Source organism: Burkholderia sp. MR1-5-21, from assembly GCF_053427715.1.
Map to the genome: position 1 here is coordinate 23,464 of NZ_JBSAXD010000041.1, position 16,317 is coordinate 39,780.

The following is a 16,317-nucleotide window of genomic DNA, read 5'->3' on the forward strand; positions in this document are numbered from 1 at the left end:
GACATCCTCTGCGGATCCGAACCCCCAGCCATCCGGCACCGGCCCGGATTTCGTAAGACATACAGTTCGCCCGTACCCCGGCCACTTGGCTAAACTGTACTCTTGCACGCATGAAGGATGTGTGTGCCTGCGGGCGACTGTTCTGCTTTTACTCTTCCATCATCAAAAGCACAGCGCCGCAGGTCCCGGGATACCGGGCTTGCGGATGCATCTTCATGAGAGCCCACAGTGATGGAACAGGCAAAACCGGACGGAAGGATCGCGACGCATCGACAGCCGGCCACGGCAGGGAGCGCGCGATGAAACTTTACGAAAAGCTTTCGGACGACATCGAGCGTCTGATCCGCCAGGGCGTGTACCGGCATGGCGACCGGATTCCGTCGGTGCGGCAGGCGAGCCAGCAGCATCGGCTCAGCATCACGACGGTCCTGCACGCGTATCTGCTGCTCGAAAGCCGCGGCCTGCTCGAAAGCCGGCCGCAGTCGGGCTACTTCGTCGACCTGCGCCGCGACGACGGCAACGGACAGGTGCGCGACCTGCGCCCGTCGAAGCCGATCGCGATTTCGTCATCGGTCGACGTGAGCCGCCTCGTGCTGTCGACGCTGCGCTCGATCGGCGTCGACGACGCGGTGCCGCTCGGCTCGCCGTATCCGGACCCGAGCCTGTTCCCGTTCGAAAAGCTGAACCGGTATGCGTATGCCGCCGGCCGTGACAAGTCGCTGTGGGGCGTGACGGAAGGGCTGCCGCCCGGCCATCCGCGGCTCGTGCGCCAGATCGCGCGCCGCTACCTGGAAAACGGGATGTCGGTCGACCCGAACGAGATCATCATCACGGTCGGCGCGACGGAGGCGATCAACCTGTGCCTGCAGGCGGTCGCGAAGCCCGGCGACGTGATCGCCGTCGAGTCGCCGACCTTCTATGCGATGCTGCACGCGATCGAGCGGCTCGGGATGAAGGCGATCGAGGTGTCCACGCATCCGGAATACGGGATCGACATCGCGGCGCTCGCGGCGATCGCGAAATCGCAGCCGATCGCCGCGTGCATGGTGATGCCGAATTTCCAGAACCCGCTCGGCTTCCAGATGCCGGACGAGCGCAAGCGCGAGCTGGTCGAGTTCGCGGCGAAGGCCGATCTGCCGATCATCGAGAATGGCGTGTACAACGAACTGTATTTCGGCGATACGCATCCGAGCACGCTGAAATCCTATGACCGGAAGGGGCTCGTGCTGCACTGCTCGTCGTTCTCGAAGAGCCTGACCGCCGCGTACCGGATCGGCTGGGCATTGCCGGGCCGCTACCGCGATCAGGTCGAGAAGCTGAAGTTCCTGAATACGCTGGCGACGCCGTCGCTGCCGCAGCTCGCGATCGCGGAATACCTCGAGCGCGACGGCTACGAGCATCACCTGCGCCGGGTCCGCAAGGCGTATGCGCAGCAGGCGAACCTGATGCGCGCGATCGTGTCGCGGTTCTTCCCCGAGGGCACGCGGATCTCGAGCCCGGCCGGCGGCTACGTGCTGTGGATCGAGCTGCCGGCGAAGGTCGATGCGATGCGGCTGTATCAGCTCGCGCTCGAGCAGGGGATCACGATCGGGCCCGGCTACATGTTCTCGATCTCCGACAGCTACCGGAATTTCATCCGGCTGAACTACAGCAGCCCATGGTCGAGCCAGATCGAGCAGGCCGTCATCACGGTCGGCAAGCTGGCCGCGATCTGCGCGCGCTGAACGGCGAGCGCGGCGCGCGTCACCGCACGCCGCGCATTCGCGTTCACGACGCGTATTTCGCAGCACGCGACATCGTTCAGCCGCCGGTGACAGGCGGAAAGAATGCGATTTCACTGTCCTCGCGCACGACGAACGTGCCGTTCACCATTTCCTGATTGACCGCAACGCGCACCGGGCGATCCCGGTGCAGCGCGTCGGCGGTTCGTTCGTCGCGCGCCGCGAGCGTGCCGCGCAGCGCGTCGACGGTGAGCTCGGCCGCATCGATGTCGACGGTTTCCTCGTCGACGCGGAGTTGTTCGCGGATGCTTGCAAAGTACTTGATCGTCAGTCTCATGGCGGGTCGTTGCCGGATAGAAGAAATGCTGCGGAATGCAGAGGATTGATCAGCCCCATCGTCGCATTGCCTGGTCGTCGCGCGCCTTGGCCTCGACCCACTCGGCCGCGCCGTCATGCCGGATTTCCTTTTTCCAGAACGGCGCATGGGACTTCAGGAAATCCATCAGGAATTCGCACGCGTCGAATGCCGACGCGCGATGTGGCGCGGCGACGACGACCAGCACGACCGGCTCGCCGAGCGCGATCCGGCCGATCCGATGGACGATCCGGACCGCTTCGAGCGGCCAGCGCGCGGCCGCTTCCTCGACGATGCTCCACAACGACCGTTCGGTCATGCCCGGATAGTGCTCGATCTCGAGCGCGACGACGTCGTCGAAATCGCCGGTCTGGCGCACGACACCGAGGAAATTCACGAGGGCGCCAACCCGCGGGTTGCGCGCGATCGGCATGATTTCCGCATCGACGTCGATCGGCGCGTACTGGACGCGCACCTCGAAGCCGGCGGCGATCGCCGGAGGCGTGCGAACGGGCAGCGCGGTGGTGTCGTCGCCGTGGCGAGGGTCGGATTGGGCCGGGTCGTCAGGCGCGGCGGGCGAATCGATGGGTGACGTCATGGTTGTTCTCCAGAGGGCGGCGCGTCTCGCATCGTTCGGCTGCGTGTCAGCCGCCGACGAGCGACATGCGCACGGTCGGATACGCTTTTCCCGGCCGCCGCGCGGTGCGTGCCGCGCGCAACGCCGAGTAGCGGTCGTCGCGGTGCAGCCAGCGATCGCGGATCGCGGCGGTCAGCGGGTCGAGCGGCAGGGTGTCGGCGAGCCACGGCCGCAGATCGGTGCCGTGCGTCGCGAACAGGCACGTATAGAGCTGGCCGTCGGCCGATACGCGCGCACGCGTGCAGGTGCCGCAGAACGCGCGCGACACGCTCGCGATGAAGCCGACTTCGCCCGCGCCATCCGCGTGGCGATAGCCGATGGCGGTGCCGGCATGCATGGCATCGTCGCTCGTGTCGCCGTCGCCGGTCGGCTGCAGCGGATACACGGCGTCGATCGTGTCGCGCATCTGCGCGGCCGTGACGACCTTGTCGGTCGACCAGGATTGCGCGCCGCCGACGTCCATGTATTCGATGAAGCGCACGGCCACGCCCGTGTGCCGGAACGCGCGCACGAGCGGCAGCAGCTGGCTGTCGTTGACACCGCGCTCGATCACCGCATTGACCTTGACGGGCGCGAGCCCGGCCGCCTGCGCGGCGTCGATGCCGGCCAGGATGCGCCACACGGGAAGATCGACGTCGCTGATCCGGCGGAACACCGCATCGTCGATCGCGTCGAGGCTGACCGTCACGCGTGCGAGCCCGGCATCGCGCAGCGAGCGCGCCTTCGCGGCGAGCAGCGACCCGTTCGTCGTCAGCGCGATGTCGACCGGCTGGCCGCTCGCGGTCGTCAGCGACGCGAGCGATTCGATCAGCGTTTCGAGCCCGCGCCGCAGCAGCGGCTCGCCGCCGGTGATGCGGATCTTCTGGACGCCGAGCGCGACGAACGCGCGCGCGATGCGGGTCAGTTGCGCGAACGACAGCCGGTCCGACGACGGCATGAACGCGTGGTCGCCGTCGAAGCTGTCGCGCGGCATGCAGTACGTGCAGCGGAAATTGCAGCGATCGATGACGGACAGCCGCAGGTCGCGCAGCGGACGATCGAACCTGTCGACGATGCGGGGGAGGTCGCCCGCCGACGCGCCGCGGCTCGACGCGGATGCTGTCGGCGTGACGGAATCGATGACGTTCACGATCTGTCCGTTGGCCTGCGCGGGTTGAGAGGAGCGGAGCGCTCGACGGCGCGCATGTCGTGTCGACGGAACGTGCGCGGGCCGTGACAGGCTCCTTGCCGGAGGATAGTTCTCCGGATCGTCGAAACAGAGACACAATCCCGGCCGATTTGCAGGAATACAGTTCGCCGCCGGCACGCGGTGCGTGCACCATGCGACGCGCCGGTCGATGCGATGGCCGATGCGGTGCCGCATCGCAACACGAGCCTGCGCGCCGCCGTCTTCATCGTCATGCGAGCCATTGCGCGAAATCGTAGTAGGGCAGCGCATCGCCGCGCGCGATCGCGCGGCCGGCCGGCAGCCGCACGAGGCCGCTCGCGTCCGCGAGCGACTGCAGCATCCCGGCGCCTTGCCGCCGCAGCGTATCGAGCACGGGCTGCCCGTTCGGCGCGACTCGGCAGCGAACCCGCAGGAAGCGGTCGCGCGCAGGGTCGGCCTCGATGTCGGCGTCGAGCGGCAGCGCGGGCGTGACCGGCACGCGTTCGTCGCGCCCCTGGCCGTGCAGGCTGCGGATCAGCGGCGTCACGAACAGCGCGAACGTCGTCAGCGCGGCGCCCGGGTTGCCGGGCAGCAGCACGACCGGCTTGCCGTCGAGCCGCGCGAGCGCAACCGGCTTGCCGGGCTTCATCCGCACGCCGGACAGCACGAACGACGCGCCGAGTCCGGTGAGCGCGGGACGCACGAGATCCCGGTCGCCGACGGACGCGCCGCCGACGCAGACGAGCAGGTCGCAGTGTGCGAGCAGGTCGCGCAGCGCGCGGTCGATCGCGTCCCGCGTGTCGCGCGCATGGATGTTCCGGGAAACGACGGCGCCGGTCCCGGCGACGAGCGCGGCCAGCATCGGCGCGTTGCTGTTGTAGATCTGCTGCGGCATTCGCGGTGCGCCGCATGCGACGAGTTCGTCGCCGGTCGTCAGGATGCCGACACGCAGTGCCGGATGCACGTCGAGCCGCTCGATCCCTTGTGCGGCCGCGATGCCCACGTGCGCGGCGTGCAAGCGGACGCCCGCCGGAATCAGCACGTCGCCCGCGCGCAGCTCCTCGCCACGGCGGCGGATATGCGTGCCGGCCCGCGCGCGTTCGCCGAACGTCACGTGTTCATCCTGCTCCTGCGCGTCTTCCTGCATGACGACCGTATCCGCGCCGGGCGGGATCAGGCTGCCGGTGAAGATGCGCGCCGCGGTGCGCGGACCGAGCGGCTGCGGGATGTCGCCCGCGTAGCAGCGCTGCGCAACGCGCAATGGCGCGCGGCTTGCGAGGTCGGCGAAGCGTACCGCGTAGCCGTCCATCGCACTCTGGTCGGCGCACGGCTGGTCGAGCACGGCGGTCAACGGCGCGGCGAGGATGCGGCCGGCCGCGTCGGCGGTCGGGACGGACGTTGCAGCAGGCGAGCGCGCGAACGCGTGCGCGAAGTGCTGCTGGGCGGTGTCGAAGTCGATGGGGCGAGTCATGGCGGGTTATACGTCTGCAGTTTCAGGTGCATCGATGCCGTCGGCATATTCGACGAAACCGTTTCCGCGGCAAAAGCCGAGCAGGCGAATGCCGGCTTCGCGCGCGACATCGATCGCGAGCGACGTCGGCGCGGAGATCGTCGCGATCATCGGGATGTTGATGCGTGCGGCCTTGCGGACCAGCTCGTAGCTCGCGCGGCTCGACAGGAACACGAAGCCCGTGCGCGGATCCGTTGCGCCACGCACGAGCCGGCCGATCAGCTTGTCGAGCGCGTTGTGCCGGCCGACGTCCTCGAACGCCTCGACGACCGCGCCATCGCGGCTGCACCACGCGGCCGCGTGTATGCCGCCCGTGTCGCGCATCAGCGCCTGATGCGCGGGCAGGGCACGCGCGGCGCGCTCGACCGCTTCGGTGCCGATTCCGGCCGCCGCGCCGGCATGACGGATGCGCGCGGGATGCAGGTCGAGCTGCGCGATGCTTTCGATCCCGCACACGCCGCAGCCGGTGCGGCCGGCGAGCGCGCGCCGGTGCGCCTTCAGCGCCATGAACGCGCGCTGCGACACGGTGAGGTACACCACCGCGCCTGCCGCCGTGTATTCGCTTTCGATGTCGTAGACCTCCGACGCGCGTTCGACGATGCCTTCGCTCACCGCGAAGCCGAGGCCGAACACGTCGAGGTCGATCGGCGTCGCCATCATCACCGCATGCGAAATGCCGTTGAACACGAGCGCGACCGGGCACTCGTCGACGACGCGGTCGACGACCCGCTCGAACTCGCCCGCACGATGGCGCATGACGTCGCGCGCGACGCTGCCGGTCGGCTCGTTCAGGTAGGTGTCTGGCTGCATGAGTGTCCTTGCGTTGTCGCCGGCGGATAACGGATAAAGGATGACGGGCGGGCGGACGGCATCGCGCACATGTGCGCCGCCCGCCGCGACCTCGAACCTGTCGACAGCGTATGGGCGATCGGATGCGCTGTGTGTACACAGCATGACAACCGGAAAAGCAGTACAGCGGGCGATCGCGCTTGCTGCCTACGCGGTTTAGATGTACACATCGAAGGCGACGCCATGAGCACAGTTCGTGCGTGCAAGCGATGGATTGCGAACGACATTCGAATCGCGATATCGTCGATCACGCTTCGATGCCGGGCGCAATCCGCATGCAACTGCCGGGGCCGCACAGGCGGCCGGCGGGCCGTCGCGGGACGGGCCGCATCGAACCCCTGTCTTCATCATCACGGGCACATAACGGTCATGGAACTCTTCGATGCCATCCACCTCGCGCGATTGCAGTTCGCGTTCACGGTGTCCTTTCATATCGTGTTTCCCGCGATCAGCATCGGCATGGCGAGCTTCCTCGCGGTGCTGGAGTGGCGCTGGCTGGCGACCGGCGACGCGGCCTACAAGTCGATGTTCCAGTTCTGGTCGAAGATCTTCGCGATCGGCTTCGGGATGGGCGTCGTTTCCGGCGTCGTGATGGCGTATGAGTTCGGCACCAACTGGAGCGGGTTTTCCCGTATCGCGGGCAACATCACCGGGCCGCTGCTGACGTATGAAGTATTGACGGCGTTCTTCCTCGAGGCCGGCTTCCTCGGCGTGATGCTGTTCGGCTGGAATCGCGTGAGCCCGCGCGCGCATTTCTTCGCGACGCTGATGGTCGCGGTCGGCACGCTGATCTCGACGTTCTGGATTCTCGCGTCGAACAGCTTCATGCAGACGCCGCAGGGCTACGCGATCAAGGACGGCATCGTCGTCCCGGTCGACTGGTTCAAGGTGATCTTCAATCCGTCGTTTCCGTACCGGCTCGCGCACATGACGATCGCGGCGTTCATCGTCGCGGGCTTCATCGTCGCCGCATGCGGCGCGTGGCATCTGCTGAAGGGCCGCCGCGACGAACCGGTCAAGCGCACGTTCTCGATGGCGCTGTGGATGCTGCTGCTGCTCGCGCCGGTGCAGATCTTCGTCGGCGATGCGCACGGCCTGAACACGCGCGAATACCAGCCCGCGAAGATCGCGGCGATCGAAGGGCTGTGGGAAACGGAGAAGGGCGGCACGGCGCTCAACCTCGTCGGCCTGCCCGACATGCAGGCGGAAGTCACGCGCTACGCGGTGCAGGTGCCGCATCTCGGCAGCCTGATCCTCACGCACAGCTGGAACGGCGAGATCCGCGGGCTGAAGGAATTCCCGCCGCAGGACCGTCCGTACTCGCCGATCGTGTTCTGGACGTTCCGGATCATGGCGGGCCTCGGCATGCTGATGCTGCTCACCGCGCTCGCCGGCCTGCTGCTGAGAAAGGGCGGGCGACTCTATGAAGCGCGCTGGTATCAGTGGTTCGTGCTGTGCATGGGACCGTCGGGGATCGTCGCGCTGCTCGCCGGCTGGATCACGACCGAGGTCGGCCGGCAGCCGTGGACCGTCTACGGCGTGCTGCGCACCGCGGATTCGGTCGCGCCGATCAGTGCACAGCAGGCCGGCGTGTCGCTGCTGATCTTCATCGTCGTGTATTTCCTCGTATTCGGAACGGGCCTCTACTACATGCTGAAACTGATGATGCACGGGCCGGCGGCGAACGCCGGGTACATCGAACTGCACCGGCATCCGGGGCTGCGCAAGAGCGCGCTGTCCACGCCGCTGAACGTCACCGAAGCGGAGTAAGCCATGCAAATCGATCTTCCTGTCGTGTGGGCCGCGATCATCGCGCTCGGCGTGTACATCTACGTGATGCTGGACGGCTTCGACCTCGGCATCGGGCTGCTGTTTCCGTTCTTCGACGCCAAGGCCGAGCGGCAGGTGATGCTCGACACGGTCGCGCCGGTGTGGGACGGCAACGAGACGTTTCTCGTGCTCGGCGGCGCGGGGCTGTACGGCGCGTTCCCGGTCGTCTACTCGACGCTGCTGCCGGCGAACTACCTGCCGCTGATCCTGATGGTCGTCGGGCTGATCTTCCGCGGCGCCGCGTTCGAGCTGCGCGCGAAGGCGACCCGCACGCAGCACCTGTGGGATCTCGCGTTCATCGGCGGGTCGGCGCTCGCCGCGTTCTGCCAGGGGATCGTGCTCGGCTCGCTGCTGCAGGGCATCCGGATCGCCAACGGCCAGTTCGTCGGCGGCGCGTTCGACTGGCTGTCGCCGTTCAGCCTGCTCTGCGGGATCGGCGTGCTCGTCACCTACGCGACGCTCGGCTGCGGCTGGCTGATCCTGAAGGTCGACGGCGAACTGCAGCGCAAGATGCGGCTGCTGATGAAGCCGCTGACGGGCGTGCTGCTCGCGATGATGGGCGTGGTCAGCCTGTGGACCGTGATCGGGCTGCCGGCCGTCGCGCATCGCTGGTTCGGCAGCGGCAACCTCGTGTGGTTCCTGCCCGTGCCGGTGCTCGTGCTCGCGTGCGTGTGGGGAATCTTCCGGACGGTGCGGCGCAAGCACGAGGCGACGCCGTTCCTGCTGACGCTCGCGATCTGCTTCCTCGGCTACACGGGCCTCATCATCAGCATCTGGCCGAACATCGTGCCGCCGTCGCTGACGATCTGGGACGCGTCGTCGAGCCATTCGAGCCAGCTGTTCGCGCTGGTCGGCACCGTGATCGTGCTGCCGATCATCCTCGTCTACAACGCGCTGCAGTACCGCGTGTTCCGCGGCAAGGTGCGGGAAGGGGACGTCGGCTACCACTGACACGCATCATGATCGTCAGACCGCGACAGAACTGGTTGCAGATGCTGTTCGTGTGGAACGGCTCGGTCCTGCAATCGATCATTCCGCAACTCGTGTTCATGGCGACCGTCAGCACGCTGGCGGTCTTCACGAACGGCCGCATCTTCGGCGAGAAGATCCCGCTCAATACCGCGCCGTTCACGCTGTTCGGGCTCGCGCTGGCGATCTTCCTCGCGTTTCGCAACAACGCGAGCTTCGAGCGCTTCAAGGAGGCGCGGCACCTGTGGGGCAACCTGCTGATCGCGTCGCGCGCGCTGACGTCGCAGATGCGTCACTACCTGCCCGGGCACGTCGACGCCGCCGAACGCAACCAGACGACCGACCTGCTGATCGCATTCGTCTATGCACTGAAGCACCAGTTGCGCCACACCGATCCCGCCGACGACCTGACGCGGATCCTCGGGCCCGCGCACGCCGCCGCGCTGAGCGGAAAGTGCTACAAGCCCGTCGCGCTGCTCGACGAGATCCGCGGCAACCTGGTGCGGATGCGCGGCGGCGCAGCGGGCGCCGACGTGACGACATGGATGTTCGACGCGCAGCTCGATCAGCTCGGCAATGCGGTCGGCGGGTGCGAGCGGATCGCGTCGACGCCGATCCCGTTCGCATACAGCGTGCTGCTGCATCGCACCGTCTACGCGTACTGCGTGATGCTACCGTTCGGTCTCGTCGACTCGACGGAGTTCTTCACGCCGCTGATCTGCGTATTCATTTCATACACGCTGATCGCGCTCGAAGCGATCGCGAACGAAGTCGCCGAGCCGTTCGGCGTGGCGCCCAACGCGCTGGCGCTCGACGCGATCACCCGGACGATCGAGCGCTCGGTGCTCGAACTGTGCGGCAACGAGATCCCGAAGGAAGTCGCGCCATCCGAGACATACCAGCTGACCTGACTGCCGGCGGCGTGCGGAAGGGCATGCGCGCCCGGCGTCGTCGTTGAAGACGACGCATGCGAGCGCAGCAGAGCGGCGATGTACTTCGAAAGGGCTGAAAAAATGGCGCGTCCCGATGACGCGCCATTTCAATTTCCATTCCTGACGGTCGCCGCACCGAAGCTCGATGCGGCGAGCCCGCCTGCCGTCACACGGTGGCCGAGCGCGTCACCTTGACGGGCACCGACTTGTACGACGGCGTGCCGCTTTCCTTGTCGATGTAGTCGAGCGGCACCAGCACGTTCGCTTCCGGATAGTACGCGCCGACCGACCCCGGCGCGATGTCGTACTCGATCGCGGTGATCTTTTCGAGGCGCAGCGGCCGGCCCGACGGCGAAACCGTCTCGATGTCGACGAGGTCGCCGTGCTCGAGCCCGAACTTCTCGAGGTCCGCCGGGTTCATGAACAGCACGTCGCGGCGGCCGAACACGCCGCGGTAACGATCGTCGAGCCCGTAGATCGTCGTGTTGTACTGATCGTGGCTGCGCAGCGTGATGAGGCGCAGCACCTCGTCGGCGCCGAGCACGTCCGCGTCTTCCTTCACGCCCTTGTACACGGAGAACATCGCCTTGCCGGTGGGCGTCGGCCACACGCGCTCGGTCGGCGGCAGCGGCAGCCGGAACCCGCCCGGCGTGCGGATCCGCGTGTTGAACGCCTCGAAGCCCGGAATCGTCCGGTCGATCAGGTCGCGGATCCGGTCGTAGTCGGCGACGAGGTCGAGCCACTGCACCTTGCTGGCGGGCAGCGTCGCGTGCGCGATGCCCGCGACGATCGCGGGCTCCGAGCGCAGGTGCTCGGACGCGGGCGTCAGCTTGCCGGCCGACGCGTGGACCATCGACATCGAATCCTCGACGGTCACCGACTGCGGGCCGTTCGCCTGCACGTCGAGCTCGGTGCGGCCGAGCACGGGCAGGATGTAGGTCTCCTTCGCGACCAGCAGGTGCGAGCGATTCAGCTTCGTGCCGAGATGGACGCTCAGGTCGAGCTTGCCCATCGCCGGGAACGACTGCTCGGGATCCGGCAGCGCGACCGCGAAGTTGCCGCCGAGGCAGATCAGCGCCTTCGCGGTGCCGGCGACCATCGCCTGCATCGCCTGGACCGCGTCGTGGCCGTGATGCGTCGGCGGCGTGAAGCCGAATACATCTTCGAGCTTCTTCAGGAAGTCCGCCGCCGGCTTCTCGGTGATGCCGACCGTGCGGTTGCCCTGCACGTTCGAGTGGCCGCGCAGCGGGCAGATGCCGGCGCCGGGCTTGCCGAAGTTGCCGCGCAGCAGCAGCAGGTCGGCAATCAGGCGCACGGTCGCGGTGCCCTTGTTGTGCTGCGTGACGCCCATCCCGTACGTCACGATCGTCGCGTTCGACTTCGCATACGCGAGCGCGACCTGTTCGAGCTGCGCCTGGCTGAGGCCGCTCGCGCGTTCGATGTCGTCCCACGACGTCGCTTCGAGATCGGCCGCGAACGCATCGAACCCGCTCGTGTGCTCGGCGATGAACGCACGGTCGAGCACGTCGCCCTGTTCGGCATCGAGCGCGAGCAGCGCCTTCATGATGCCCTTGAGCGCGGCCGCGTCGCCGCCCGCGTCGAGCTGGTAGTACGTCGACGCGATCCGCGTCGAGCCGAACGACGCCATCTCGATCATGTCCTGCGGATCGGCGAAGCGTTCGAGCGCACGCTCGCGCAGCGGATTGAACACGATGATCGGCACGTGGCGCCGCGAGCATTCGTGCAGCGTGCCCATCATCCGCGGGTGGTTCGTGCCGGGGTTGTGGCCGATCGAGATGATCAGCTCGCAGTGGTCGAAATCCTCCAGCGACACGGTGCCCTTGCCGATCCCGATCGATTGCGGCAGCCCGACGCTCGTCGGCTCGTGGCACATGTTCGAGCAGTCGGGGAAATTGTTGGTCCCGTATTCGCGCGCGAACAGCTGGTACAGGTACGCAGCTTCGTTCGACGCGCGGCCGGACGTATAGAACTCGACCTGCTCGGGCGCGAGGCCGCGCAGCACGTCGCCGATGCGCGCGAATGCATCGTCCCATTCGACCGGGCGGAACGTGTCGGTTGCGCGATCGTAGACGAGCGGATGCGTGAGCCGGCCCATGTTCTCCAGTTCGTAGTCCGACATGCGCAACAGCGACGATACCGTGTTCGCCGCGAAGAATTCGGGCGTCACGCGCTTGGTGGTGGCTTCCCACGTGACGGCCTTCGCGCCGTTCTCGCAGAACTGGAACGTGGAGCGGTGCTCCTTGTCGGGCCACGCGCAGCCGGGACAGTCGAAGCCGTCGGGCTGGTTGGTCCGCATCAGGATGATCGGCGCCTCGAAGGCGTCCATCTGCGTGCGCACCGCGTCGGCCGTGGCGCGAAGCGCGCCCCAACCGCCGGCGGGCCCTTCGTACTTCCTGATACCTGGCACTTCGCGTCGATTTGTCATGTGAATGCTCCGTGAGCCGTGCCGGACACGCCGGAACCGGGCTCGGGTTATGCCGCGTCGCGGCTATGTGCGGCGCCGTCCCGCGAGAGCGTCGCGGCGCCGGTGGCGCGTGCCGGTGCACGCGCCGTTCGGGGCCCGGGTAGCAGGGCTAGCGGGCTTCCTTCTTGTCGCCGGACGACTTCGCGCGCGAGGCCTTCCGGGCAGCCGGTTTGCCGGCGGCGTCCTTCACGTCGGACGGGATGTCGCCGGCCGCCTCGGCCGCCGTTTCGCCGTCGCCCGATGCTTTGCCGTCGGCCGTCGCCTTGCCGTCCTTCGATGCGTCCGCCGCCGGCGGCAGCGTGTTGAACGTCACGTCGTCGCCGGCCTTGTCGTAGTCGATCTCGACGCGATCGCCCGACTTGAGCCTGTCGCCGAGAATCTCCTTCGCGAGGCGCGTCTCGATGATCTGGCGGATCTGGCGCTTCAGTTCGCGCGCGCCGAATTCGGGCTGGTGGCCGACATCGGCGAGATGGTCGACGAGCGACGCGCCGATCGTGAGCGTGATGTCCTGCGCGGCCGCCGTGCGGATCACGCGGTCGAGCTGGATCTGCACGATCGCGCGGATGTTGTCCTTCGACAGCGCATCGAACACGATGATCTCGTCGATCCGGTTCAGGAACTCGGGGCGGAAATGTCCCTTGAGCACCTGCATCAACTCTTGCTTGATCGCCTTGTCGGTCTTGCGTGCGGCCTCTGGCTGCGTCAGGTTGTCCATGATGATCGCGGCGCCGAGGTTGCTGGTCGCGATCAGGATCGTGTTGCTGAAGTCGACGACGCGACCCTTGCCGTCCGTCAGCCGGCCGTCGTCGAACACCTGCAGCAGCACGTTGTACACGTCCGGGTGCGCCTTCTCGATCTCGTCGAGCAGGATCACGCTGTACGGGCGCCGCCGCACGCGCTCGGTGAGCTGGCCGCCTTCGTCGTAGCCGACGTAGCCGGGCGGCGCGCCGATCAGCCGTGCAACCGCATGCCGCTCCATGTATTCGGACATGTCGATGCGGATGATCGCCTGCTCGTCGCCGAACACGGTTTCGGCGAGCGCCTTAGCGAGCTCGGTCTTGCCGACGCCGGTCGGCCCGAGGAACAGGAACGTCGCGATCGGCCGGTGCGTCTGGCCGAGGCCCGCGCGCGACAGCCGCACCGCGTCGCTGACCGCGACCACCGCATCCTCCTGGCCGACGACGCGCTCGCGCAGCCGCGCCTCCATCTGCAGCAGCTTCTGGCGTTCTTCCTGCGTGAGTTCGTTGACCGGGATGCCGGTCAGGCGCGACACCACATCGGCGACCGACGCGACCGTCACCTCGAGCGTTTCGGAGCCGGTCTTGCGCTGCCACGCCTCCATGCGGTCGTCGAGCTGCTTCTGCTTGTCGGCGATGCGCTCCTCGAAGCCCTTCGCCTCGTCGAAGCGCTTGCGCGACGACGCGTAGTCCTGCTCGCGCTTCAGTTGCGCGAGTTCCGCCTCGAGCTCCTGGATCTCCGCCGGCCGCGACGTCGCGCTGATCCGCACGCGCGCGGCCGCCTGGTCGATCAGGTCGATCGCCTTGTCGGGCAGGAAGCGCGACGTGATGTAGCGGTCCGCGAATTCGGCGGCCGCGACGAACGCGTCGTCGGTGAAGGTCACCTGGTGGTGCGCTTCGAGCTTGTCGCGCAGCCCGCGCAGGATCACGATGGTCTGCTCGACGGTCGGCTCGGGCACGAACACGGGCTGGAAGCGCCGCTCGAGCGCCGCGTCCTTCTCGATGTACTTCTGGTATTCGTTGAGCGTCGTCGCGCCGATCAGGCTCAGCTCGCCGCGCGCGAGCGCCGGCTTCAGCACGTTCGCGATGTCGAGGCCGCCTTCGCCGCCGCCTTGCCCCGCGCCGACGATCGTGTGCAGCTCGTCGATGAACAGGATCAGTTCATCCTGCTTCGCGGTGACCTCGTCGATCAGCTGCTTCGCGCGTTCCTCGAACTCGCCGCGGTACTTCGCGCCGGCGACCATCGAGTTGATGTTCACCTCGACGAGCCGCTTGTTGCGCAGCACTTCGGGCACGTCGCCGTTGACGATCCGCTGCGCGAGGCCTTCGACGATCGCCGTCTTGCCGACGCCCGGCTCGCCGATCAGCACCGGATTGTTCTTCTTGCGCCGCGCGAGCACTTCGATCGTGCTCTCGATTTCCTGCGCGCGGCCGAGCACGGGATCGAGCTTGCCCTGGCGCGCGAGCGCGGTGAGGTCGCGGCCGAACTTGTCGAGATTGGGCGTGCCGGTCGGCGTGTCGACGCGGCCGTCTTCCGCGCCCTTGCCGACGACCTTCACGACCTTCTGGCGCAGCGCTTCGGGCGTCACGCCGTATTTCTTCAGCAGCGTGCCCGCGATGCTGTCGGGCACGGCCGCGAGGCCGATCAGCAGATGCTCGGGACCGATATACGAGTGGCCGAGATCGCGCGACGCCTGGAACGCGAACTGGATCGCCTTCTTCACGCGCGGCGAGATCGTCATCCGGTCGACGGACGCGTCGGGGTCCGCGGTGCCGGTGTGCGCGTGTTCGTCGATGTAGCGCGTGATGTCGTCCGGCGAAAGCTTCAGCTCCTTCAGCAACGCGGCGCAGACGTCGGTATCGGCGAGCACGTACAGCAGGTGCTCGGTGTCCAGTTCGGTGCGTCGCAGCTCGTGCGCCTTTTCCGCGGCGCGCTGCAGCAGCTCGAGCGTCTGCTCGCTGAATGCGTCGGTCGGGTCGACCGATTCGCGCGGCAGTTCCGCGGCGAGATGGCCGTCGTCGTGTGCGCCTTCGCCGAAGCCGCCGAAGAAGTGCGACAGGTCGCTTCCGCCGCCGAGCAGCGTGTCGAACGGATTGAGCATGCTCTGATGCCGCATCAGCTGACGGTAGTGGTAGTCGCAGATCGAGATCGACTTGCGCTCGCCGTTCTGCGTCACCGTGGCGCGCGCCACGGCGGGGCGGGCATGGCAGATATCGCAAAGTGCGGGCATTGGGTGGCTCCTGTCAGTAAAGAGGTCGATGGGTCAATGGCCGTTGCGGTGCGGCGCGCGGGCTTGCCGGCCGTGCGGCATCGGGCGCGACGCGGACACCGCAGGCGACGGGAACGCACAGGCTTCGACGAACCCATCGCATCACGTTGACTGCGTCCAAAAATAGCGGATCGACAGACGCTGTCCAAGACACAGTTCGAGGGCGTCGTGGCGGGCGAATTGCACCCTTGCGCACCCGTGTCGCGCGAATGCGAGGAGTACAGACGGACATGCGTTTGTCATGATTGCGGAAACGATGTGCGTCACGGCGTCCCGCGAACGGATTCAGGCAGCGGGCGCGCATGCGCGACGCGGGCTCAGCGCGCAGAGAGACAGGGAGCGGAGGAGGGATGGCCAGCGATGGCAGCACGCGCGCTGCCGCCGGGCGGCGCCGGATGGCGAGCGTCGCGATTTCGTCCGGAGGAAGCCGCATCGGGCATCGCACGCGCAGGGGTGCTGCGCGGGCTGTCCGCGGCTTGCGTGCGCGTCCCTCGAGCATGGGACCAGACCCGGGACAACACCGACGTAGTGTGCGTCGGCGTCAGAAATGCATGCCGAGCCGATCCCGCGCGATCTGTTTCATGCCGTCCGCGAGCGACGGATCCGGCAGGCTGCGGGCCCAGTCGGAAAACGAGTCCTGGATCATGCTGCGGGTTTCGGGCGGCAGTTCGGCGAAGATCAGCGCGGTCGCCGCAAAGAGCGCGGCGATTTCGCTGGTCTGACGGTTGGCCGCCGCGTCGACCGATTGCCTGACGGCATCGATCGTGGCCTGCAGCTGGCGGATGGCATCGTCCGTGTCGCTCATGAGGACCTCCCGTTCAGTGCGCCGGCGTGCGGTGTCGCACCGCGCGTCCGCAATTCGCGTACCCGGCCGG

12 protein-coding genes are annotated in these 16,317 nt (G+C 67.4%); 4 read left to right on the top strand and 8 right to left on the bottom strand.

The genetic code is table 11. The features are described from left to right. Positions 1 to 299 precede the first annotated feature (299 nt). Complete coding sequence (locus ACV229_RS35900; protein WP_448087810.1) at positions 300 to 1,724, top strand: aminotransferase-like domain-containing protein; 1,425 nt, start codon at positions 300 to 302, stop codon at positions 1,722 to 1,724. 76 nt (positions 1,725 to 1,800) lie between these two features. Here ACV229_RS35900 and moaD read toward each other — a convergent pair whose 3' ends face one another. The 5 genes from moaD to fdhD all read right to left on the bottom strand — a co-directional run bounded on the left by moaD (position 1,801) and on the right by fdhD (position 6,180). Further along, entirely contained in the window at positions 1,801 to 2,058 is a 258-nt protein-coding gene (gene moaD, locus ACV229_RS35905; protein WP_448087811.1) for a molybdopterin converting factor subunit 1, read from the bottom strand. Between the two features lie 49 nt (positions 2,059 to 2,107). Further along, positions 2,108 to 2,674 carry a molybdenum cofactor biosynthesis protein MoaE gene (locus ACV229_RS35910; RefSeq protein ID WP_448087812.1) on the bottom strand — a complete coding sequence of 189 codons (567 nt, stop codon included), beginning with the start codon at positions 2,672 to 2,674 and terminating at the stop codon, positions 2,108 to 2,110. 46 nt (positions 2,675 to 2,720) lie between these two features. Then, positions 2,721 to 3,842 carry a GTP 3',8-cyclase MoaA gene (gene moaA, locus ACV229_RS35915; RefSeq protein ID WP_448087813.1) on the bottom strand — a complete coding sequence of 374 codons (1,122 nt, stop codon included), beginning with the start codon at positions 3,840 to 3,842 and terminating at the stop codon, positions 2,721 to 2,723. Between the two features lie 268 nt (positions 3,843 to 4,110). Beyond that, positions 4,111 to 5,331, bottom strand: a complete 1,221-nt coding sequence (locus ACV229_RS35920; RefSeq protein WP_448087814.1) for a molybdopterin molybdotransferase MoeA — start codon at positions 5,329 to 5,331, stop codon at positions 4,111 to 4,113. A gap of 6 nt (positions 5,332 to 5,337) precedes the next feature. Beyond that, on the bottom strand, positions 5,338 to 6,180 hold the full coding sequence (gene fdhD, locus ACV229_RS35925; RefSeq protein WP_448087815.1) for a formate dehydrogenase accessory sulfurtransferase FdhD: 843 nt from the start codon (positions 6,178 to 6,180) through the stop codon (positions 5,338 to 5,340). 408 nt (positions 6,181 to 6,588) lie between these two features. On the opposite strand from fdhD, the gene ACV229_RS35930 reads away from it, so the two are divergent. The 3 genes from ACV229_RS35930 to ACV229_RS35940 are packed head-to-tail and all read left to right on the top strand — an operon-like array spanning position 6,589 to position 9,929. After that, positions 6,589 to 7,989 carry a cytochrome ubiquinol oxidase subunit I gene (locus ACV229_RS35930; protein WP_448087816.1) on the top strand — a complete coding sequence of 467 codons (1,401 nt, stop codon included), beginning with the start codon at positions 6,589 to 6,591 and terminating at the stop codon, positions 7,987 to 7,989. A gap of 3 nt (positions 7,990 to 7,992) precedes the next feature. Further along, positions 7,993 to 9,000: a cytochrome d ubiquinol oxidase subunit II gene (gene cydB / locus ACV229_RS35935; protein WP_448087817.1), complete on the top strand. Its 1,008-nt coding sequence runs from the start codon at positions 7,993 to 7,995 to the stop codon at positions 8,998 to 9,000. An 8-nt stretch (positions 9,001 to 9,008) separates the two neighbouring features. Continuing rightward, on the top strand, positions 9,009 to 9,929 hold the full coding sequence (locus ACV229_RS35940; RefSeq protein ID WP_448087818.1) for a bestrophin family protein: 921 nt from the start codon (positions 9,009 to 9,011) through the stop codon (positions 9,927 to 9,929). 187 nt (positions 9,930 to 10,116) lie between these two features. On the opposite strand, the gene ACV229_RS35945 is transcribed toward ACV229_RS35940, so the two are convergent. The 3 genes from ACV229_RS35945 to ACV229_RS35955 all read right to left on the bottom strand — a co-directional run bounded on the left by ACV229_RS35945 (position 10,117) and on the right by ACV229_RS35955 (position 16,247). Then, a complete protein-coding gene (locus ACV229_RS35945) occupies positions 10,117 to 12,396 on the bottom strand; it encodes an FdhF/YdeP family oxidoreductase (protein WP_448087819.1) in 2,280 nt (759 codons plus the stop codon). Between the two features lie 148 nt (positions 12,397 to 12,544). Further along, entirely contained in the window at positions 12,545 to 15,403 is a 2,859-nt protein-coding gene (locus ACV229_RS35950; protein ID WP_448087820.1) for an AAA family ATPase, read from the bottom strand. Positions 15,404 to 15,983: 580 nt separating this feature from the next. Continuing rightward, complete coding sequence (locus ACV229_RS35955) at positions 15,984 to 16,247, bottom strand: hypothetical protein (RefSeq protein WP_448087821.1); 264 nt, start codon at positions 16,245 to 16,247, stop codon at positions 15,984 to 15,986. Positions 16,248 to 16,317: the final 70 nt, after the last annotated feature.